15 protein-coding genes are annotated in these 20,080 nt (G+C 73.6%); 5 read left to right on the top strand and 10 right to left on the bottom strand.

Annotation, left to right across the window (positions count from 1 at the left end; translation table 11 throughout):
* Positions 1–22 precede the first annotated feature (22 nt).
* Positions 23–3,667: a cobaltochelatase subunit CobN gene (gene cobN / locus ACQP10_RS00165; RefSeq protein WP_433540630.1), complete on the top strand. Its 3,645-nt coding sequence runs from the start codon at positions 23–25 to the stop codon at positions 3,665–3,667.
* On the opposite strand, the gene ACQP10_RS00160 is transcribed toward cobN, so the two are convergent.
* The 8 genes from ACQP10_RS00160 to ACQP10_RS00125 all read right to left on the bottom strand — a co-directional run bounded on the left by ACQP10_RS00160 (position 3,622) and on the right by ACQP10_RS00125 (position 11,166).
* Positions 3,622–5,052, bottom strand: coding sequence for a cobyrinate a,c-diamide synthase (locus tag ACQP10_RS00160; RefSeq protein ID WP_433540629.1), 1,431 nt, complete (start codon positions 5,050–5,052; stop codon positions 3,622–3,624). The genes cobN and ACQP10_RS00160 overlap by 46 nt on opposite strands.
* Complete coding sequence (cobO, locus tag ACQP10_RS00155; RefSeq protein ID WP_346018284.1) at positions 5,046–5,642, bottom strand: cob(I)yrinic acid a,c-diamide adenosyltransferase; 597 nt, start codon at positions 5,640–5,642, stop codon at positions 5,046–5,048. The genes ACQP10_RS00160 and cobO overlap by 7 nt, the downstream gene beginning before the upstream one ends.
* 1 nt (position 5,643) lies before the next feature.
* Complete coding sequence (locus ACQP10_RS00150) at positions 5,644–7,746, bottom strand: magnesium chelatase subunit D family protein (protein WP_433540628.1); 2,103 nt, start codon at positions 7,744–7,746, stop codon at positions 5,644–5,646.
* Positions 7,743–8,309 (bottom strand): histidine phosphatase family protein, encoded by a 567-nt coding sequence (locus ACQP10_RS00145; protein ID WP_346018286.1) that lies wholly within the window; start codon positions 8,307–8,309, stop codon positions 7,743–7,745. Before ACQP10_RS00145 ends, ACQP10_RS00150 begins: the two co-directional genes overlap by 4 nt.
* A gap of 5 nt (positions 8,310–8,314) precedes the next feature.
* The gene (locus tag ACQP10_RS00140) at positions 8,315–9,097 is read right to left on the bottom strand and encodes a CbtA family protein (protein ID WP_433540627.1); all 783 of its coding nucleotides are present in this window, start codon (positions 9,095–9,097) and stop codon (positions 8,315–8,317) included.
* An 8-nt stretch (positions 9,098–9,105) separates the two neighbouring features.
* Positions 9,106–9,297: a CbtB domain-containing protein gene (locus tag ACQP10_RS00135; protein WP_346018288.1), complete on the bottom strand. Its 192-nt coding sequence runs from the start codon at positions 9,295–9,297 to the stop codon at positions 9,106–9,108.
* A gap of 241 nt (positions 9,298–9,538) precedes the next feature.
* The gene (locus tag ACQP10_RS00130) at positions 9,539–10,120 is read right to left on the bottom strand and encodes an AAA family ATPase (RefSeq protein ID WP_346018289.1); all 582 of its coding nucleotides are present in this window, start codon (positions 10,118–10,120) and stop codon (positions 9,539–9,541) included.
* A 101-nt stretch (positions 10,121–10,221) separates the two neighbouring features.
* On the bottom strand, positions 10,222–11,166 hold the full coding sequence (locus ACQP10_RS00125) for a ribose-phosphate diphosphokinase (protein WP_179821545.1): 945 nt from the start codon (positions 11,164–11,166) through the stop codon (positions 10,222–10,224).
* A gap of 287 nt (positions 11,167–11,453) precedes the next feature.
* Between ACQP10_RS00125 and ACQP10_RS00120 the strand changes: the two genes are divergently transcribed.
* On the top strand, positions 11,454–13,088 hold the full coding sequence (locus ACQP10_RS00120; RefSeq protein WP_346018290.1) for an alpha-amylase family protein: 1,635 nt from the start codon (positions 11,454–11,456) through the stop codon (positions 13,086–13,088).
* Between the two features lie 126 nt (positions 13,089–13,214).
* Here ACQP10_RS00120 and ACQP10_RS00115 read toward each other — a convergent pair whose 3' ends face one another.
* A complete protein-coding gene (locus ACQP10_RS00115) occupies positions 13,215–14,231 on the bottom strand; it encodes a transglycosylase SLT domain-containing protein (RefSeq protein WP_346018291.1) in 1,017 nt (338 codons plus the stop codon).
* 366 nt (positions 14,232–14,597) lie between these two features.
* Here ACQP10_RS00115 and ACQP10_RS00110 point away from each other — a divergent pair, with 366 nt between their 5' ends.
* Both ACQP10_RS00110 and ACQP10_RS00105 read left to right on the top strand, forming a co-directional pair.
* A complete protein-coding gene (locus ACQP10_RS00110) occupies positions 14,598–15,404 on the top strand; it encodes a (2Fe-2S)-binding protein (RefSeq protein WP_179821552.1) in 807 nt (268 codons plus the stop codon).
* Positions 15,405–15,565: 161 nt separating this feature from the next.
* The gene (locus ACQP10_RS00105; RefSeq protein WP_346018293.1) at positions 15,566–16,180 is read left to right on the top strand and encodes a hypothetical protein; all 615 of its coding nucleotides are present in this window, start codon (positions 15,566–15,568) and stop codon (positions 16,178–16,180) included.
* A 109-nt stretch (positions 16,181–16,289) separates the two neighbouring features.
* On the opposite strand, the gene ACQP10_RS00100 is transcribed toward ACQP10_RS00105, so the two are convergent.
* A complete protein-coding gene (locus ACQP10_RS00100) occupies positions 16,290–19,421 on the bottom strand; it encodes a bifunctional cytochrome P450/NADPH--P450 reductase (RefSeq protein ID WP_433540626.1) in 3,132 nt (1,043 codons plus the stop codon).
* A gap of 71 nt (positions 19,422–19,492) precedes the next feature.
* Here ACQP10_RS00100 and ACQP10_RS00095 point away from each other — a divergent pair, with 71 nt between their 5' ends.
* Positions 19,493–20,068: a TetR/AcrR family transcriptional regulator gene (locus ACQP10_RS00095; RefSeq protein ID WP_433540625.1), complete on the top strand. Its 576-nt coding sequence runs from the start codon at positions 19,493–19,495 to the stop codon at positions 20,066–20,068.
* Positions 20,069–20,080 lie beyond the last annotated feature (12 nt).

The following is a 20,080-nucleotide window of genomic DNA, read 5'->3' as shown; positions in this document are numbered from 1 at the left end:
GACCCCGAGGGAGGACACCCGCGTGCCCACAGTCCTTTTGCTGTCGACGTCCGACACCGACCTGCTGAGCGCGAGAGCCAGCGGCGCCGGCTACCGGCTCGGCAACCCGGCCAGGCTCCTGGCCGACGACATCCCCGGCCTCGTGGAGGGCGCCGACCTGGTCGTCGTGCGCCTGCTGGGCGGGCGCCGCGCCTGGGAGGAGGGCCTCGACGCGCTGCTGGCCGGACCCCGGCCGGTCGTCGTCCTGGGCGGCGAGCAGGCCCCCGACGCCGAACTGATGGAGCTGTCCACCGTCAGCGGCGGCGTCTGCGCGCAGGCGCATTCCTACCTGGCCCACGGAGGCCCCGCCAACCTGGCGGAACTCCACGCCTTCCTGACCGACACCGTGCTGCTGACCGGCCGCGGCTTCGAACCGCCCCTGCCGACCCCGGCCTGGGGCCTGCTGGAACGCGAGGCGGCGGGCACGACCGGCCCGGTGATCGGGGTGCTCTACTACCGGGCCCACCACATGGCGGGCAACACCGCCTTCGTCGAATCCCTGTGCCGGGCCGTCGAGGCCGCGGGCGGCCGGGCGCTCCCGGTCTTCTGCTCCTCCCTCCGTACGGCGGAGCCGGACCTGCTCGAAACGCTGCGCCAGGCCGACGCGCTGGTCGTCACCGTGCTGGCGGCGGGCGGCTCCAACCCGGCGGCGGCCGGCGCGGGCGGCGACGACGGGGCCTGGGACGTCGGCGCGCTCGCCCGGCTCGACGTCCCGATCCTGCAGGGTCTCTGCCTGACGAGCAGCAGGAAGGCGTGGGAGGAGAACGACGACGGCCTCTCCCCGCTGGACGCGGCCTCGCAGGTGGCGATCCCGGAGTTCGACGGACGCGTCATCACCGTGCCGTTCTCCTTCAAGGAGATCGACCCCGACGGGCTGACCGTCTACGTCGCCGACCCCGAGCGGGCCGCCCGGGTGGCCGGCATCGCCGTACGGCACGGCCTGCTGCGCCGCACCCCGCCCGCCGAACGCCGCCTGGTGGTGATGCTGTCGGCCTACCCGACCAAGCACTCGCGCGTCGGCAACGCCGTCGGCCTCGACACCCCCGCCAGCACCGTGCGCCTGCTCGCCCGGCTCTCCGAGGCGGGCTACGACCTGGGCGAGGGATTCCCGGGGGTGGCCGAGCAGGACGGCGACGCGCTGATCCACGCCCTGATCGCCGCCGGGGGCCAGGACCCCGACTGGCTGAGCGAGGAGCAGCTCGCGGGCAACCCGATCCGCATCGCCGCCGCCGACTACGCGGAGTGGTACGCCACCCTTCCCGGGGATCTGCGCGAGGAGATGGAGCGCCACTGGGGGCCGCCCCCCGGCGAGCTGTTCGTGCACGAGGGCGACATCGTGCTGGCCGCGCTGCGCTCCGGGAACGTGGTCGTGATGGTGCAGCCGCCCCGCGGCTTCGGCGAGAACCCGATCGCGATCTACCACGACCCCGACCTGCCGCCGAGCCACCACTACCTGGCCGCCTACCGCTGGCTGTCGTCGTCCTTCGGCGCGCACGCCATGGTGCACGTGGGCAAGCACGGCAACCTGGAATGGCTGCCGGGCAAGTCCGCGGGCATGTCCGCCTCCTGCGGCACCGACGCCGCGATCGGCGACCTGCCCCTCATCTACCCGTTCCTGGTCAACGACCCGGGCGAGGGCACCCAGGCCAAGCGGCGGGCGCACGCCGTCCTGGTCGACCACCTGGTGCCGCCCATGGCCAGGGCCGAGACCTACGGCGACATCGCCCGGCTGGAGCAGCTCCTCGACGAGCACGCCTCCATCGCCGCGATGGACCCGGCCAAGCTCCCCGCCGTCCGCGCGCAGATCTGGACGCTGATCCAGGCGGCCAGGCTCGACCACGACCTGGGCCTGACCGACCGGCCGCACGACGCCGAGTTCGACGACTTCCTGCTGCACGTCGACGGATGGCTCTGCGAGGTCAAGGACGCGCAGATCCGCGACGGCCTCCACGTGCTCGGCCAGGCCCCGGAGGGCCGGGCGCGGGTGGACCTGGTGCTGGCGATGCTGCGCGCCAGGCAGATGTGGGCGGGCGCTCGGACGCTGCCCGGCCTGCGTGAGGCGCTCGGGCTCGCCGAGGACGGCGGCGCCGCGCTGGGCGAGGTGGACCGCGTCGAGGCGGTGGCCAGGACGCTCGTCGAGACGATGGAGGAGCGCGGCTGGGACCCGGCCGTCACCGCCGAGGTGACGGGCGCCGTACTCGCGTCCGCAGGCGCCGGGTCCCCAGAGGTCGGGACCGTGGGCGTCGCGTCCGCCGGCGTCGGGTTCGGGGACCGCGTCCCGCTCGTCACCCGCGTCCTGGACTTCGCGGCCACCGAGGTCGTGCCCCGGCTGAGCCGTACGACCGACGAGATCGACCATGTGCTGCACGCCCTCGACGGCGGTTACGTGCCCGCCGGGCCCAGCGGCTCGCCGCTTCGCGGCCTGGTCAACGTGCTGCCGACCGGGCGCAACTTCTACTCCGTCGACCCGCGCGCGGTGCCCAGCAGGCTCGCCTGGGAGACCGGGCAGGCCATGGCCGACTCGCTGCTGGAGCGCTACCGCGCCGACCACGGCGAGTGGCCGCGCTCGGTGGGCCTCTCGGTGTGGGGCACCAGCGCCATGCGCACGGCGGGCGACGACGTGGCCGAGGTCCTGGCCCTGCTCGGCGTACGGCCCCGGTGGGATGAGGCGTCCAGGCGTGTCACCGGCCTGGAGCCGGTTCCGCCGGAGGAGCTCGGCCGTCCCAGGATCGACGTGACGGTGCGCATCAGCGGCTTCTTCCGCGACGCCTTCCCGCACGTGGTCGCCCTGCTCGACGACGCCGTGCGGCTCGTTGCGGGGCTGGAGGAGGCCGACGAGGACAACTACGTGCGCGCCCACGTGCGCGCCGAGAGCCACGGTGACGAGCGCCGGGCCACGCTGCGCATCTTCGGCTCGGCGCCCGGCGCCTACGGCGCCGGGCTGCTGCCGCTGATCGACAGCCGCAACTGGCGCGACGACGCCGACCTGGCCGAGGTCTACGCCGTGTGGGGCGGTTACGCCTACGGCCGCGACCTGGACGGCGTGCCCGCGCGCCCCGATATGGAGAGCGCCTACCGCCGCATCGCGGTCGCCGCCAAGAACGTCGACACCCGCGAGCACGACATCGCCGACTCCGACGACTACTTCCAGTACCACGGCGGCATGATCGCCACCGTTCGGGCGCTGACCGGCAGGTCTCCCGCCGCCTACGTGGGCGACAGCACGAGGCCCGACGCCGTCCGCACCCGGACCCTCTCGGAGGAGACGTCGCGGATCTTCCGCGCCCGCGTGGTCAACCCCCGGTGGCTGGCCGCGATGCGGCGCCACGGCTACAAGGGCGCCTTCGAGCTGGCCGCGACCGTGGACTACCTGTTCGGCTACGACGCCACCACCGGGGTCATGGCCGACTGGATGTACGACAGGCTCGCCGAGACCTACGTGCTCGACCCGGAGAACCAGGCGTTCATGGCGCGGTCCAACCCCTGGGCGCTGCACGGCATCGCCGAGCGCCTGCTGGAGGCCGCCGAACGCGGCATGTGGGAGCACCCGGACCCGGACGTCATGCGTGGTCTCCAAGAGGTCTACCTCAGGACCGAGGGCGACCTGGAGGACGACACCAGCCGCTGAGCCGCCTCCGGCACACCCGCCCAGTGCAGGTGCAGGTAGGAGGCGGTCAGGAGGGCGTCGCCGTAGCCGCCGGCGCCGCCCTCCCAGCGGAACAGCGGCTCGCCGGGCGGGTCCACGGCGGTCCGGTGGAACTCGTGACCGCGGTAGCGCTCACCCGGACGGGTCAGCAGGGACGGTCCGGCGACGGCCTCCCGGTAACCGAGGGTCAGCCTGGGCGTCATCCGCGCCCTGGCCCGGATGCGCCCGCACATGCGCCGGCCGTCGAGCTCCTCGCACAGGTAGAGCAGCCCGGCGCATTCGGCGGCGATCGGCCCGCCGAAGGCCGCGACCTCACGGCGCAGTGCCTCGTTGGCCGCGAGCCCGGCCGCGTGGACCTCGGGGAAGCCGCCGCCGATGACGAGGGCTCCGGTGCCCTCGGGCAGGCGCTCGTCGCGCAGCGGGTCGAACACGGCCACCTCCGCCCCGGCGGCGCGCAGCAGCTCCACGTGCTCGGCGTAGCCGAAGGTGAAGGCGGCTCCCCCGGCGACGGCGACGATCGGCCGGGATCGCGGGGCCCGCCCGGCATCCGATCCCGCAGCCCGCCCGGCCACCGGGCCCGTGGTCCCTGAGCCCGCGGTCCCGGAGCCCATGGTCCCTGAGCCCGCGGTCTCCGGGGCGCCGGCCGGTTCCGGCGGCGTCCAGGCGGGACCGGGCAGCGGGGGCGCGGTCGCGGCCAGCCGTACCAGCGCGTCGAGGTCGCAGGAACCGGCGACGAGCCCGCCCAGCCGGGCGACCGCGGAGGCCGCCTCCGCGGCCCGCTCGGCCGCGGGAACGAGCCCGAGGTGGCGGGACGGCGTCTCGACGGCGTCGTCGCGCCGGAGCGCGCCCAGCACGGGCGCCACGCCGGCCAGCGCCGCCCGGCACATCTCCTCGTGCCGGTCGGAGCCGACCCGGTTGAGGATCACACCGCCCACACGCACCCGCGGGTCGAAGGTGGTGAAGCCGTGCACGAGCGCCGCGACGGACCGGCTCTGCCCCGCCGCGTCCACGACCAGCACCACCGGCGCGTCCAGGAGCCGGGCGACGTGCGCCGTCGAGGCGAAGTCCGTGCCGCCCCGGCCGTCGAACAGCCCCATGACCCCTTCGACGACGGCCAGGTCGGCGCCGCGGGAACCGTGCAGGAACAACGGCGCGATCCGCTCCTCGCCCACCAGCCACGGGTCGAGGTTGCGTCCCGGACGCCCGCTGGCCAGGGTGTGATAGCCGGGATCGATGTAGTCGGGCCCCACCTTGTGGGGCGAGATCCGCAGGCCCCGGCTCCGCAGGGCGGCCATCAGTCCGGTGGCCACGGTCGTCTTGCCGCTGCCCGAGGCGGGCGCGGCGACGACCAGCCGGGGCACTACCACTCGATGCCCTTCTGCCCCTTCTGCCCGGCGTCCATGGGATGGCGGACCTTGCCCATCTCGGTCACCAGGTCGGCGGCCTCGACCAGCCGTTCCGGGGCGTCCCTACCGGTGATCACGACGTGTTGCGCGCCCGGCCTGCCGGTGAGCGTCTCCACCACGTCGTCGAGGTCCAGCCAGCCCCACCTGAGCGGGTAGGTGAACTCGTCCAGCACGTAGAAGCGGTAGGTCTCGGCCGCCAGGTCGCGCTTGATCTGCGCCCAGCCCTCGCGGGCGTCGTCGGAATGGTCGGCGCCCGGCCGCCGGATCCACGACCAGCCCTCGCCCATCTTGTGCCAGGCCACCGTGCCGCCCTCGCCGCTGTCGCCCAGGACCCGCAGCGCGCGTTCCTCGCCCACCCGCCATTTGGCGGACTTCACGAACTGGAACACCCCGACCGGCCAGCCCTGGTTCCAGGCGCGCAGCGCCATTCCGAAGGCCGCGGTGGACTTTCCCTTGCCCGGCCCGGTGTGGACCATCAGCAGCGGCCGGTTGCGCCGCTGCCTCGTGGTCATGCCGTCGTCCGGCACGATGTCCGGCTTGCCCTGGGGCATCTCACACCGCCTTCCGGTGGTCGCGGACCACCGATCCGAGATCGTCCAGCGGTACGGCGGGCGCGCCCAGCAGGGTCGCCAGCCGCCGCGCCATGCCGAGCCTGACGGGGCCGCTCTCGCAGTCGACGACGACGCTCGCCACGCCCCGCAGCGACCCGGCGGCGCGCTCCACGTCCCCTCCCGCCGTCGCCCGCCCGTCGGTGACCAGGACCAGCAGCGGGCGCCGCGCGGGATCGCGCATGCCCTCCAGGCGCAGCACCTCCGCGGCCTTCGCCAGCCCCGCGGCCAGCGGGGTGCGGCCCCCGGTCGGAAGCGTCCGCAGCCGGGCCGCGCCCGCCTCCACGGACGACGTCGGCGGCAGGTCGAGCCGGGCCGAGTCGCCCCGGAAGGTGACCAGGCCGACCTTGTCCCGGCGCTGGTAGGCGTCCAGCAGCAGGCTCAGCACGGCGGTCTTCACCGCGGTCATGCGTTTCCTGGCGGCCATCGAGCCGCTGGCGTCGACCACGAACAGGACGAGGTTGCCCTCCTTGCCCTCGCGGACCTTCTCCCGCAGGTCGCCCGCCCGCAGCAGCAGCCCGGCCGACCGCCGTCCCCGCCGCGCCTGGTGCGGGGCCGCGGCCAGCAGGGTCGCGGGCACGTGCAGGTCGCGGGCCCTGCCCTCCGGCAGGCGGGAGCCGGTGCTCCGGCCGCGTCCGGTGCGTGCCCGCGAGCGGCGTCCGGCGGCTCCTTCGCCCACGCCGGGGACGGCCAGCAGGCGCACCCGGTAGGGCGCGGCGGCGCCCGCCGTCTCCTGGGAGGGGTGTCCGGGGCCCGGGGCGGCCGGTTCCGAACCCGACGCGGCCTGTCCTGAGCCCTGAGCGGCCCGTCCCCGGCCCGGCGCGGCCGACTCCGGACCCGGTGCGACCGGTTCCGGACCTCGGTCAGCCGGTTCCGGTCCCCGGCCGGCGGGCTCCCCCGGACCTTCCGAGCCGCCCGGACCGGTTTCGGGAAGCCTTCCCCCCGGCCCCTCCGGGCCGCCGCGCGGACCCGGCTCCGGAGGCGTTCCCCCCGGCGGTTCCGGGGGCGGCTCGTCGCCGCCGTCCCCGGAGGTCCGTTCCAGCACGTCCTCCAGCGTGTTCTCGTCCAGTCCCGGCGCGTCGAACGGGTCACGCCGCCGCCGGTGCGGCAGGGCCAGCCGTGCCGCGGCCCGGACGTCCTCCACCTCCACGTTCGCCCGGCCGTGCCAGGCCGCGTGCGCCATCGCGGCGTGGGCGGTGACGAGATCGGCGCGCAGGCCGTCCACCTCGAACTCCGCGCAGACGGCCGCGATCTGCCGCAGCCGGGCGTCGGGCAGGCGGACCGAGGCGAGCAGCTCCCGGGCCGCGGCGATGCGTCCCGCCAGCTCCGCCTCCCGCCCGGCCCACCGCTCGGCGAATCCGGCGGGCGAGGACTCGAAGGCCAGCCTCCGGCGGACCACCTCGGCCCGCTCGTCCGGGTCACGCGACGCCTTCACCTCGACGGTCAGCCCGAACCGGTCGAGCAGCTGCGGGCGCAGCTCGCCCTCCTCCGGGTTCATCGTGCCGACCAGCAGGAAACGGGCCGCGTGCCGTACCGACACCGACTCGCGCTCGACGTAGCAGGTACCCAGGGCCGCCGCGTCGAGCAGCAGGTCGACCAGGTGGTCGTGCAGCAGGTTGACCTCGTCGACGTAGAGCACCCCGCGGTGCGCGGCCGCCAGCAGGCCGGGCTCGAACGCCTTCACCCCTTCGGTGAGCGCCCGCTCGACGTCCAGGGAGCCGACCAGCCGGTCCTCCGAGGCGCCGACCGGCAGCTCCACGAGCGACGCCGCCCGCCGTACCCGCTCCGTGTCCGGAGCGTCCGGAGCGTGCGGGCCGTCGGGGCAGCCGGGGTCGGGGGCGGCCGGGTCACAGGCGAAGCGGCAGCCGCGGACGACGTCGACGACCGGCAGCTGGGCCGCCAGCGCCCGCACGATCGTCGACTTGGCGGTGCCCTTCTCGCCGCGCACCAGCACCCCGCCCACCCGCGGGGAGACGGCGTTGAGGATCAGCGCCAGCTTGAGATCGTCGAGGCCGACCACCGCGCTGAAGGGATAGGTGGCGATCAAGTGATGACCTTCCGGTTGACGTGGGCGACGCGCCAGCCGCCGCGTACGGGGACGAGTTCGGTGGTCGAGAGCGGCGCCACGTCGAACCGCGCGGTCTCCAGCGGGCCGAGGCCGAGCGCGTGGCCCAGCGCCGCCCTGATGACCCCGACGTCGCAGATGACGACGGCCTCGGCCGCGGCGGCGTCGAGCCACCCGGACACCCGGGCGGCGAGGCGGGCCAGGCTCTCCCCGCCGTGCGGAGCCGCCCTCGGGTCGCCGAGCCATGCGGCGAGGTTGTCCGGCTCCGTCTCGGCGACCTTCGCGTACGGCAGGCCGCGCCAGCGGCCGGCGTCCGCCTCGGCGAGCTCCGGCGCGTCGGCCGCCTCGCTCCCGAGGGCGGCGGCGGTCTGCCGTGCGGCCGTGACCGGCGCGACCCAGGTCACGGCCGCCGCCAGGGCGGGGCCCAGTCTCTCCGCCTTCCGCAGCCGCTCCGCCTTCCGCAGGCTCGCCGCGTCGGCGGGCTCGTCCGTCGGAAAGCACGCCGAACGCGTGCCGGGCGTGCCGGCCTGCCGGACGAACAGCATCCCGTTCAGCCGCTCGACGGGGCCGGCGGGAGCGCGGACCGCCCCGCCACCCGGTCGCCGACCCAGCCGAACAGCACGCCGAAGGCCGTCCAGAAGACGAGCTGCGTGCCCAGCGAGGCCAGCCGGAAGTTCCACAGCAGCGAGGCGGGGAACCCCTCGGGAACCTCGTCGACCGTCGGCAGCAGCAGCCACGCCGCGACGACGGGCACCAGGAACGCGACGCCGGCCGCCACCCGGCGCTGCCACGGTCCGGCGGTGACCCTTCTGGCGGTGGCCACCGCCACTGCGACGGCCGCCAGCCCGACGATGACCATCACCACGTACAGGGCCGTCCGGCTGTTGATCGTCTCGGGATCGCCCACCGCAGGCGGGTTGGCCGGATATTTCAGGAAGGGGACAAGGATGACCGCGACGAACGCCGTCGCCGCCGAGGCGAGCGCCAGCGCGCCGTCACCGCGGGGCCCGAACCGGCCGCGGAGACCGGCGAACACGAGGGCGAACACCCCGCCCACGGCCAGGCCGTACAGCCCGGTCGCGAGGAAGAGTCCGGCCTTCTGCACGGGCCGGCCGACGACGGCCTCCTCGCCGTGGTCGTGGCCCGCCGTCCCGGCATGGTCGTGGCCCGCCGCCCCGGCGGACGCGGGCGCGGGTTCGGCCGCCGCCGCGGCCTCCTCCAGGGCGATGGCGGCGTCCACGCGCGGCTCTCCGAAGACGAAGGCGAACGTGCCCGCGACGAATCCGGCCAGGAGCCCTATGAGCAGGCCCCTGACCACCAGGGTGCGAATCATTTCCGCCCCTAGTGACAGGGCACGCCGAGCAGGTGCCGCCCGTCGTGCATGAGTTCGTGGAGGAACGTGCCGGTCTGCGAGACCGCGCCGTTGTCCATCAGAACCAGGTAGGCGACCAGCAGCAGCACCGGTACGGCCAGCAGCAGCCAGGGGCGCAGGTGCGGCAGGGGTACAGCGGAAGGAGCGGAGATGTCGCTCATCAGTGCCTCCTCAGGGATGACGCGTCCCGATCAGTGAGGTCACGATCGCCCGAGCGACCTGGCTCCCGGGATCTTGGTCCCGGATACAGTGGCGCGTCCGCACCGGCATCTCACCGGATTTCCCTCGGACAACCGTGAAATCTACCGGAACGTATATCTTTCCCCCGGTCGCGTCAACATCAGAGGCCGCCCCGGAGCTCGCTTCGCAGATCGCCGTGGAGATCGCCCCGGAGCTCGACGGTCAGCCGAAGTCGATCGACCGGAGCCGGCTCGCGACGCTCCGGTCGATCACCGTCGCCCCCGAGGCCGGAACCGGCCTCCCGGCCCGCACCCGGCCGAGCAGCGCCTCCCAGCGGCGGCGGTGCCGGTCGAACGTGACCTCGTCCACCACCCGGCCGCGGGCGTGCTGACCGGCCAGCGCCGTCTCCGGTGCCACGTCGAGCATCAGCAGGTGCAGCCGTGCCCCGGCTCGGCGTGCCAGCAGGGCGAAGCCGTACAGCACGAGCGGACTGCATCCCCGGTTGTGGGCGATCACCGGGTATCCGCGGGCGACCGAGCGACCGATCCGCCAGACGTGGGTGGCGAACACGACGGCGCGACGCACCCGTGCGGGGGCCGACGGCAGCCGCCCCGCCCACCGGTTGCGCGACTGGTGGGAGTCGATCACCACCGTGCCCCCGACGACGACGGGATCGCTCGCCGCCGCGTCGAGGCCGTACAACCGCGACAGCAGGGTGGTCTTCCCCGCGCCCGGCAGCCCCGTCAGGATCACCAGGGAGCGGGCGGGATAACGCAACGTCTGGTTTTTCAGGGGAACCGACACGATCTGTTCCAACGAATCCGCGGGAGAGAAGTTCCGCACCCGGCCGGATGGCCGGCTCCGCGCCGCTCCGCCGTACGGGAGGCCGAGCCGGACGGCGCCGGTCAGGGCGCGTCGAACAGGGCGCTGACCGACTCGCCGTCGTGGATGCGGCGCATGGCCTCGGCGAACGCGGGGGCGACCGAAAGGACGTGGAGCCCGGACCCGGGCCCGGCCTCGGGGAGCGGCACGGTGTCGGTGCAGACGATCTCCTCGACCTCGGGCCGGCCGCCGATGCGCTCGACGGCCCCGGCGGCGAAGAGGCCGTGCGTGCAGGCCACGCGGACCGAGCCGGCCCCGAGCTCGCGGAGCCGGTCGAGCAGTTCCAGCACGGTCGTCCCCCGGGCGATCTCGTCGTCCACGACGATGACGTCCCGGCCCGCGACGTCGCCGATCACCGAGCCGATGACGACGCGGTCGTCGCTGAGCCGCTGCTTGGCGCCCATCGCGACGCCGACGCCCAGGAGGCGGGCGAAGGCCGCGGCCTGCTTGGCGTAGCCGAGGTCGGGGGAGACGACGACCGTGCCGGACAGGTCGTAGCGGCGGAAGTACGCCGCCAGCTCGCGCAGAGCGTGCAGGTGGTCCACCGGGACGCTGAAGAAGCCGTGCACCTGGGGCGAGTGCAGCGCCATCGTGAGCACCCGGTCCGCCCCCGCGGTCACCAGGAGGTCGGCGACCAGGCGTCCCCCGATGGAGATGCGTGGGGCGTCCTTCTTGTCCGACCGGGCGTAGGCGTAGTGCGGCATCACCACGGTCGTCCGGGCCGCCGAGGCGCCCCTGGCGGCGTCCAGCATGAGGAGCAGCTCGACGAGGTTCTCCTGGACCGGCGGGACGAGGGGCTGGATGATGAAGACGTCCCGCTCCCGGCAGTTGGCCGGCAGCTGCACCTCCAGGCAGTCGTTGGCGAAGCGGGTGACCCGGGCCGGGTGCGGCCGCGTCCCGAGGTGCGAGCAGATGTCGGCGGCCAGCCGGGGGTGGGCGCCGCCGCTGAACACGGTGATGTCTCGCACGGGCCGCTCCTCGTCGTGAAGGTGGTGCCGCGCCGGTGAGGGCGCCCCATCCCGAGAGGGCGCCGCCCTCGGCCGGGGAGCCCGCGCCCCGACCGTCGCGGCCGGTACCGAAGCCGTCGCCGGGAGCGACGCGGCGGGCGGCGCGGCAGGAACGGGCCGCACCGGGCCGGTGGGACCCGCCCGGACCGCACCGGATCGGACGGCCCGCTGACCAGGTGATATCCCGCGCGACCAGAAAAGAAACTTTGCTCAACGTTTAATTCATCGTGTGCGGAAAACAGTTCTTGATGCAGGAACGCTGGTATCGCAACGCAGCCATCTACTCACTGGACGTCTGCACGTTCCAGGATTCCAACGACGACGGGTTCGGCGACCTCCCCGGGCTCATCAGCCGCCTGGACTACCTGTCCCGGCTCGGCGTCACCGCCCTGTGGCTCAGCCCCATCCATCCCTCCCCCCGCCGCGACGGCGGCTACGACGTGGTGGACCACTACGGCGTCGACCCGCGCTTCGGCAGCATGGGGGACTTCGCCGAACTGCTCAACCAGGCCGACGAACGAGGGCTGCGGATCATGATCGACCTCGTCGTCAACCACACCAGCGACGAGCACCCCTGGTTCCAGGCCGCCCGGTCCAGCCCCGACTCCCCGTTCCGCGACTGGTACGTCTGGTCCGAGGAGGAGCCCGCCGACCGGTGGCGCGGCGCCGTCTTCCCCGACGTGGAGCCCGAGTCGTGGTCCTACGACGAGAAGGCCGGCGCCTGGTTCCGGCACCGCTTCTACCGCTTCGAGCCCGACCTCAACACCAGCAACCCCCAGGTGCGGGCGGAGATCCGCAAGATCGCGGCGTTCTGGCTGCGGCTGGGGGTGTCCGGGTTCCGGGTCGACGCCGCGCCGTTCCTCATCGAGGACAAGACGCCCGGCCGCCACTACCGCCGCGACTACGAGTTCCTGCGTGACCTGCGCGACACCCTGTCGTGGCAGAAGGGCGACGCGGTCATGCTGGCCGAGGCCAACGTGGCCGACGACGAGCTGCTGGAGTACTTCGGGGAGGCCGACGGCAGCGCCAGCCGTATCCTCATGCTCTTCGCCTTCCGCCTCAACCAGGCCGTCATGCTGGCCCTGGCCCGCCGGGACGCGCAGCCGATCCGCGACGTCCTGCGGGAGCTGCCGGAGCTGCCGCAGCACGCCCAGTGGGCCACCTTTCTGCGCAACCACGACGAGGTGGACCTGGGCCGGCTGACCGAGGAGGAACGGCAGGACGTCTTCGCCGCGTTCGGCCCCGACCCCGGCATGCAGCTCTACGAGCGCGGCATCCGGCGGCGGCTGGCTCCCATGCTCGATGGCGACCAGCGCCGGCTGCGGATGGCCTACAGTCTGCAGTTCACCATGCCGGGCACACCGGTGGTCCGCTACGGCGACGAGATCGGCATGGGCGAGGACCTGTCCCTGCCCGAGCGCACCGCCATCCGCACCCCGATGCAGTGGTCCGGCACGCCCGGCGCGGGCTTCACCTCCGGCGATGCGACCGACACGCCGCTGATCACCGAGGGCCCCTACGCGGTGGACAGGGTCAACGTCACCGACCAGCGGCGGGACCCCGACAGCCTGCTCATGTGGTTCGAACGCATCCTGCACACGCTGCGCGAGTGCAAGGAGATCGGGACCGGCCATCACGAGGTCCTCGACGCGGGACCGCCGCACGTGCTGGTGCACCGCGCGACCTCCCCCTCCGGGGCCATGCTGTTCCTGCACAACCTGGGCTCCGAACCCTGCCGCGTCGCGGTGGACCCGCAGCCGGAGCAGGACGACCCGCCGCTGAACATCACCGCCGACGCCGACTACGGTTCCGAGGTCGATCTCGGCGCGCTCGACCTGAACGGCTACGGCTTCCGCTGGATCCGGCTGCGCCGCGACCCGTGAGGCCCTCGGGACCGGCCGCCGTCCCCGGACCGTCCCGGCCGCGCGGGCCGGCCCCAGGGGGCGCCGACCGGCCGGGAGGCACGAGCCGTACGGCGAGCCTGCCGTACGGCGGGCGGGTGCGCCGGGTCAGGGGCCGCTGATGCGGCGCTCGCCCTTCGTGGTGATGACGAACACCTGCCAGTTGTAGTACGCGTAGTAGTTGCGCGGGTCCCGCTTGATCTGGCGGGCGTGCAGCAGGATGGCGTCGACGTACGCCCGGGAGTGGTTGTAGGCGTACAGCGCCCGCCGGTAGTCGCGGGGCGCGCCCGAGGCGTGCAGGTAGTTGGCGGCGGCCATGACGGCGTCCCCGGGGTCGTGGACGTCGCCGCCCATGCCGTACGCCTTCCACGTTCCCGGCATGAACTGCATCGGGCCCTGCGCCCCCACGTAGCTCGGCGACCGCACCCGGCCGAACTTCGTCTCGGCGAACATCACCGACGCCAGGACCTCCCACTCGACTCCGAACCGGCGCTCGGCCTTCTTGAAGTGGCGGAGGAGGGCGGACGCGGCCGGCGGCTCCTCGATGCGGAACTTCGAGGCGTCCTTGACCGGGTGGGCCAGCTCCAGCAGCCCGCGGATGGCGGTCGTGTTGTCGCGGGCCTCGGCGGCGAGGCGGGCCGGCAGCCGGGCGAAGGCGCGGGAGGCCACGCCGGGGTTGCGGGCGGTGAAGCGGTAGATCCGCTGCTGGTACAGCGCCTGCAGCACGACCGTCCGCGGCGGGCCGCCCTTCGCGGTCCCGCCGTCGCCGGTCCAGTCGTCGATGGCGTCGTGGAGCCGCCGCGTGGTGGTCTCCAGCGCCTTGGCGAGCTTTGCCGGGTCCCGGGGGATCCGCTCGTCGGGAGCGGGCGGGGCCGCCTCGTCCGGTGACGCGGACGGCGCCGCCGCCCGTCCTCCGGCTTCCCCGCTCTCTCCGGTTTTCCCGGCTCTCCCGGTGGACGGCGAGGGCGGCGGGGTCCGCTCCGCGGCGGACGCCGGGGCGGACGGGGCCGCCGCGGCCGTGCCCGCGGGGTCCGTGCCGCAGGCGGCGAGCGCGGCGACGGCGAGCAGCGCGGCCCAGGACGCGAGGCGCCCCCGGCGCCGGCTGATCTCCGTACCGCTGTCCATGACGGACAAACTACCGCCACCGGGCCGGTGGATCACGGAAACCCGTCGGACCGGTCCCCGCGCGGATCACGGGACGCCGAGGGCGGCGGCACCGTCCCCGGTGAGGAGCCCGCGGCGGGACATCCGGGAGACGACCCCGGGATTGGGCGTGATCCGGCCTTCTCTCCTGAGTACGGTTAGGCTAACCTAAAGGAGATTTTGGTTAGGTTAGCCTAACCCACCCAGAGGGAACATCGCATCCGCCCTCGTCACAACGGAGCCCGCCCTGCCTGTCGCCGAATCCGCCGAGGTCCCGCCGGCCGGGCCGGATATGACCATTTTTCAGCTCTTCAGCATGAATTTCGGATATCCCACGGGGGAGGAACGATGCCGCTGACCGCTCCGCCGGAGCCCCGGACGTCGCACGAGGAAGGGGCGATGCCGGCCACGCTGCCGGAGCCCCGGACGCCGGTCGAGGGAGGCACGGTCCCGCTGCCCGTCCTGTCGGAGCACCTCCGCGGCCTGGCCGATGGGCAGGGAGGCGTCCTGGGGGTGCCGCCCGGTCTGATGGCCGACGACTCGCCGGGGTGGATCCCCGTCTCCGAGCTGGCACGGGAGCCGTACGGGCCGCTGCTCGCCCTGGTGGACGAGACGGCGGAGCGGTGGAGCGCGCCGCGGCATGTGGCCGCGGCCCTGCTGTGGAAGACGTACACCTACTGGAACACGCTGCCGATGGTGCTGGGCTGGGCGCTGGAACGGCGGGTGCCGCTGATGCGCCTCGCCGACACGCTGGTCAGGCCGTCGGATGCCGGGGTGACGATCGCGGCGACCGCGGTGACCGTCGCGGTGCTCCCCGGCGACCCACTGGCCGGCGCCCCCGGGACGACCGTCGTCCCCGACCTGGCCTCTGCCATCCGGGACGCGCTCCTCGACGGCCAGCACCCCCTGATCCGCGCGCTCTGCGCGCAGACCAGGCTCGGCGAGCGCACCCTGTGGGGCTCGACGGCCGAGGCCGTCGCCCACCCGCTGCTGTCCCTCGTCCCCCGGGACGACGTGACCCGGCTGCTCACCGAGATAGGCCCGCCCGTGAACGGCCTGCTGGTCCCGGACGGCGACGGCTACCGCCGCCGCACCTGCTGCCTGTGGGTCACCCTCCCGGACGCCGACCCCTGCTCCACCTGCTGCGTCCGGTAGCCCACGGGCACATGCGGAACACGCGGCCCGGCTCTCGGGAGCCCGTCCGGCCCGACGGATCCCTCTCAAGAGGGAGGTGGGGGTTCACTCGTCCCGGCGATGTCCGTACGGCCGCGGGAAACCAGGATTGGGGAGGTCATCGCAGCCAAGGAGTCAACGAGATGAACCCCCGCATCGCCTTCGTCGCCGCCCCCGTGCTCACCTTCACCTACGGCGTGATCCGCATCCTGGACGGCCTGGACGGCAGCCGCGGCCCCGGGCTCGCCTGGACGACCGGGCATCTGGCCTTCATCGGCGCCCTGGTGTTCTTCGCCGTGGCCTTTCATGAGATGCGGAGACTGGCCGGTCGCGGACGATCGGCCACCGGGCTGGCCTCCGCCGGATATGTCGGCATCGCCACGCTGATCGCTCAGTTCGCCATCGACATCGTCCTGGGATTCCGGTCAGCCGACCACGCCGCGATGGGCCTACTGTTCGATCAGGTCCAGGCGGTTCCCGGGGTGCAGCAGGTGATCTACGACTTCGGGCCGCTGCTGTTCTTCGTCGCCCAGATCGGCCTGGTCCTACAGCTTGCGATCCAGCGCCGCGTCAAGGCGTGGACGCCCGTCCTGGTGGTCGCCGACGTCCTGGTGCCGTTCGTGGAGAAGGACCTCATGCCGCTGGGCGCCGCTTTCCTGCTGATCTCCTTCCTGGCACTGGCCCGTGTGTCCCGCGCGTCGCGCCTGGCTGACGGCCGGCACCGCGTGGTCGAGCCCGCCGTGCCGGTTTCTGTGTGATGAGTGGAGAAAGCCGGGTCGTGTCTCTTTTGATCGGCTGCGTGCCATCCCGGCACGCCGGCCGGACCTGGCGCCCGCCGCGTCCGGCAGCCAGGTCCGGCCGGGCGGGTCAGGCGAAGACGTCCTGCTGGTAGCGGCCCTCGGCCTCCAGTTCGCGCAGCCACTCCTCGCCGTCGCCGCCGGTCCGCTCCTGGTGTATCTCCGCCAGGACCCGCCGTACGGCGGGCGCCATCCGCAGGCCGTCGCCGCAGACGTAGACGTGCGCGCCCCGCTCCAGCAGCTCCCACACCCGGTCGGCGCGGGCCGCGATCGCGTCCTGGACGAACCGGAAGGGGTGGCCGGGCACGGCGGAGAACGCCAGGTGCAGCTCGGCGGTTCCGGCCTCCTCCCACGCCCGCAGGTCGGAGCGGTACAGCCAGTCGTGCTCGGGGTGACGGCAGCCGTAGAACACCTCGGCCGGGCCGGTCGCGCCGGTCAGCGCCCGCTCCTCCAGGAACCCCCGCAGCGGCGCGAACCCGGTGCCCGGTCCCACCAGGATCACCGGCGTGGCCGGGTCCTCGGGCAGCCGGAACGGCGGGGCGGGGACCCGCACGTAGCCGTAGAACACCTCTCCGGGTTCCAGCCCCGCCAGGTAGGCCGAGCACATCCCCCGGTAGGAGCCGCCGCCCGACCAGGACGGGCCCTCGACCAGTCCGACGGTGATCCGCACCCGGCGCGGGTCGGCCAGCGGTGAGGACGAGATCGAGTAGTAGCGCGGCCGGATCGGGCCGGCCAGCTCCAGGAACACCGGCAGGGGCAGCGTGATCGCCGGGAAGCGCTCCAGCAGCGTGAGCACCGAGACCCGCTTGGCCAGGACCTCGTCGGCGTAGCCGTCCGCGAGGGCGGCGAGCCGCTCCCGGGTCCAGGGGCAGTCGGTGTGCGCGGCCAGCGCCGAAAGGTCCGAGCGGGTGGCGACCTCCTGCAGTTCGGCGAACTCCGACAGCAGCAGCCCGGCCGTCACCGGGGTGTCCACCGGCAGGTGGGTCGTGCCGCGCGAGCTGAGCCGTACCACCTGGTCGCGCGGGACGCGCAGGCAGCGCAGCGCCCACTCGACCAGTTCAGGGGCGTTCTTGCCGAAGACGGCCAGGTGGTCGCCCGCGGTGTAGGTCACGCCCTCGGGCAGCTCGGCCACGATGGAGCGCACCCCGGGCCGCGGCGCCTCCCGCGAGAAGTCCCACAGACCGGCCGGGTCGCCGGTCAGCTCCTCGTTGGACAGCACGGTCAGCGGAACCGCGTCCGGGGACACGACGGCGGGCCGCACGTCGGCCTCGGTGAGGACCTCCATCCCGTAGCGGGGCGCGTTCTCCGCGGCGGCGGCGCCGTACTCGGCCGCCAGCGCCGCCCACAGCCCGGCGGTCCACGCCGAAACATCGCCGTCGAAGTCGCCGTCGGCGTCGGCCTCGCCCCGCTCGACCAGGGGTACGGCCCCGGCCCCGACGAGCTTGTCGAAGGCGCGGCGCGGGAAGCCCTGATAGGTCGGCCACTGGGTGTTGCCGCAGCCGAGCAGCGCGAGCCGTACGCCGTCCATGCGCGGCAGGTCGTCGAGCGCGTCGAAGCGCTGGGCGTTGTCGGGCGCCTTGCCGTTGTAGGTGGAGGTGACGACGACGAGCACGCCCTCGGCCGGCGGGACGAGACCGTCGAGCGTGGTCAGCGTGGTCGCGAACCCGGACCGCGCGGCCCGGTCGGCCAGCCGCTCGGCGATGTCGGCCGAGCTGCCGAGGTTGGAACCGTAGGCGACGGTGAGGGCGGTGCCGGAGCCGACGGCGAGCGCCGTCTCGGCGACCTCGGCGGCGTCGTGCCCGGCCTCCGCCGCGGCCCCCGCCGTCCCCCTCTCATACGGCCTGCGCTCCCGCACGCCGATCGTGAAGTCGTCGGGCTTGAGGGTGAGCGTCTGCTTGATGTGCATCCGATAGACGTCGGGGTCGGAGACCGCGAGCCTCTGCAGCACCATCGCCAGGGCGAGCCGGGCCTCGGTCAGCGCGAACTGGCGCCCGATGCAGGCCCTCTCGCCGTTGCCGAACGGCTTGTAGGCGGCCGGGTGGTGGGCGGACCTGTTCTCCGGCAACCAGCGGTCGATGTCGAACTCCTCCGGCCGGTCCCACGCCTTGGGGTGCCGGTGCAGCGACGGCAGCAGGACGACGCAGGTCTGGCCCTCGCGCACCGGGTAGCCGCCGATCGCGGTGTCGTCGAACGCCTTGACGGCGAACGCCGGAATCGGGGACCAGATCCGCAGCGTCTCCTCCAGGATCCGCGGGATCACGTCCAGCTTCATGATCGTCTCGTACGTCGGCGTCGTGTCGCCGGGCAGCAGCCGGTCCACCTCGGCGTAGGCGAGGGCGAGCACGTGCGGGTTGCGCAGCAGGTTGTACAGCGCGAACGACAGCAGGCCGCTCGTGGTCTCGTGCCCGGCGATCAGGAAGGTGAGGACCTGGTTGCGGATGTTCTCGTCCGACAGCCGCTCGCCGGTGCGCGGGTCGGCGGCCTCCAGCATCAGGCCGAGCAGGTCGCCCGTGCCCCCGCCGTCCCCTTCTCGGCGCCGCTTGATCACGTCGTCCACCAGGTCCTGCATCACGCGGATGTCGGCCCGGTAGTCCTCCTCGCGCTTCTTCTTCAGCCTGGTGACGACAGGCAGCTGCCGGTTGCGGAGCATCGCCTCGGTCAGCGCGTTGCCCATGGACCGCAGGAAGGGGTGCAGCTCGTCGGAGGAGAAGGAGTCGAACCGGTAGCCGAACCCGGTCAGCGAGATCGTGTCGAGGGTGAGCCGGGTCATGTCCTCGGGCACGTTGACCCGGTCGGACCGCGCCCACTTGTCCACCAGCGCCTCGGCGACCTCCAGCATCTGCGGGAAGTAGACCTTCATCGACCGCTGGCTGAACGCCGGCATCAGGATGCGGTGCGCCTGCCCCCAGACGGGCTCGTCGTGGCGGGCGGTGAACAGCCCGTCGCCGCTGAAGTCGCGCACGATCGACAGCGGCGGGTCGATGCCCTTGTAGAAGCGCGTCTCGTCGCAGACCTCGGCGACCAGGTCGGGGTCGTAGACGAACAGGACCTGGCGGCCCAGCAGATCGAGCTGGAAGATCCCCTCCTCGTGCTCCGCGGCGACCTCGTCGAAGAACGCGGCGGGTGAGTGCGCGGGGATCTGCAGGGTGTTCCCGAACACGGGCAGCCCCCGGGGGGTGGGAATCGACCGGATGACGGCCATGAGAATTCCTCCTTCGGCGGCGGCTCCCGGCACCGCCAGCCATACACCGTATGGAAGCTATCATACGGTGTATGGCAGTAAGTGCGCGCAGGGGACGACCCCTGACCCCGGGGGAGATCCACACGACGGCCCTGCGGCTGATCGACGCGACGGGCGTGGAGAAGCTGTCCATGCGCAAGCTGGCGGCCGAGCTCGACGTCAACCCGATGTCCCTCTACCACCACGTTCAGGACAAGACCGACCTGCTGCACGGCGTATGCGCCCTCGCCGCCGCCGAGGTCCGGCTGCCCCCCGACGACGGCGCCCCCTGGCAGGACCAGCTCCGCGCCCTGGCGCACGCCTACCGCTCGATCGCGCGCTCCCACCCCTCGCTGTGGTTCCACCTGACCACGCACCCCGACGTCGTGGACCAGTCGGGCGCGCTGTGGGTGGTCTACAACCGCATCCTGGCCGCCGCCGGGGTGCCCGCGGACCGGCTCGCCCACACCCGCAAGGCGCTCTTCGTGTTCGTCTCCGGCCTCCTCACCGCCGAGAGCGGCGGCATCCTCTCGAAGCTCGACGGCGTGGACGACGCCGACGCGACGTTCACAGTGGCCGTGGACCTCATCATCGCCGGACTGGAGAGCGGCGGATCCCGGGAGCGCTGACCCGCGGCCCCG

Source organism: Streptosporangium sandarakinum (genome assembly GCF_050942225.1).
Lineage (GTDB): Bacteria > Actinomycetota > Actinomycetes > Streptosporangiales > Streptosporangiaceae > Streptosporangium > Streptosporangium nondiastaticum.
This window is presented reverse-complemented; position numbering and strand designations above follow the sequence as displayed.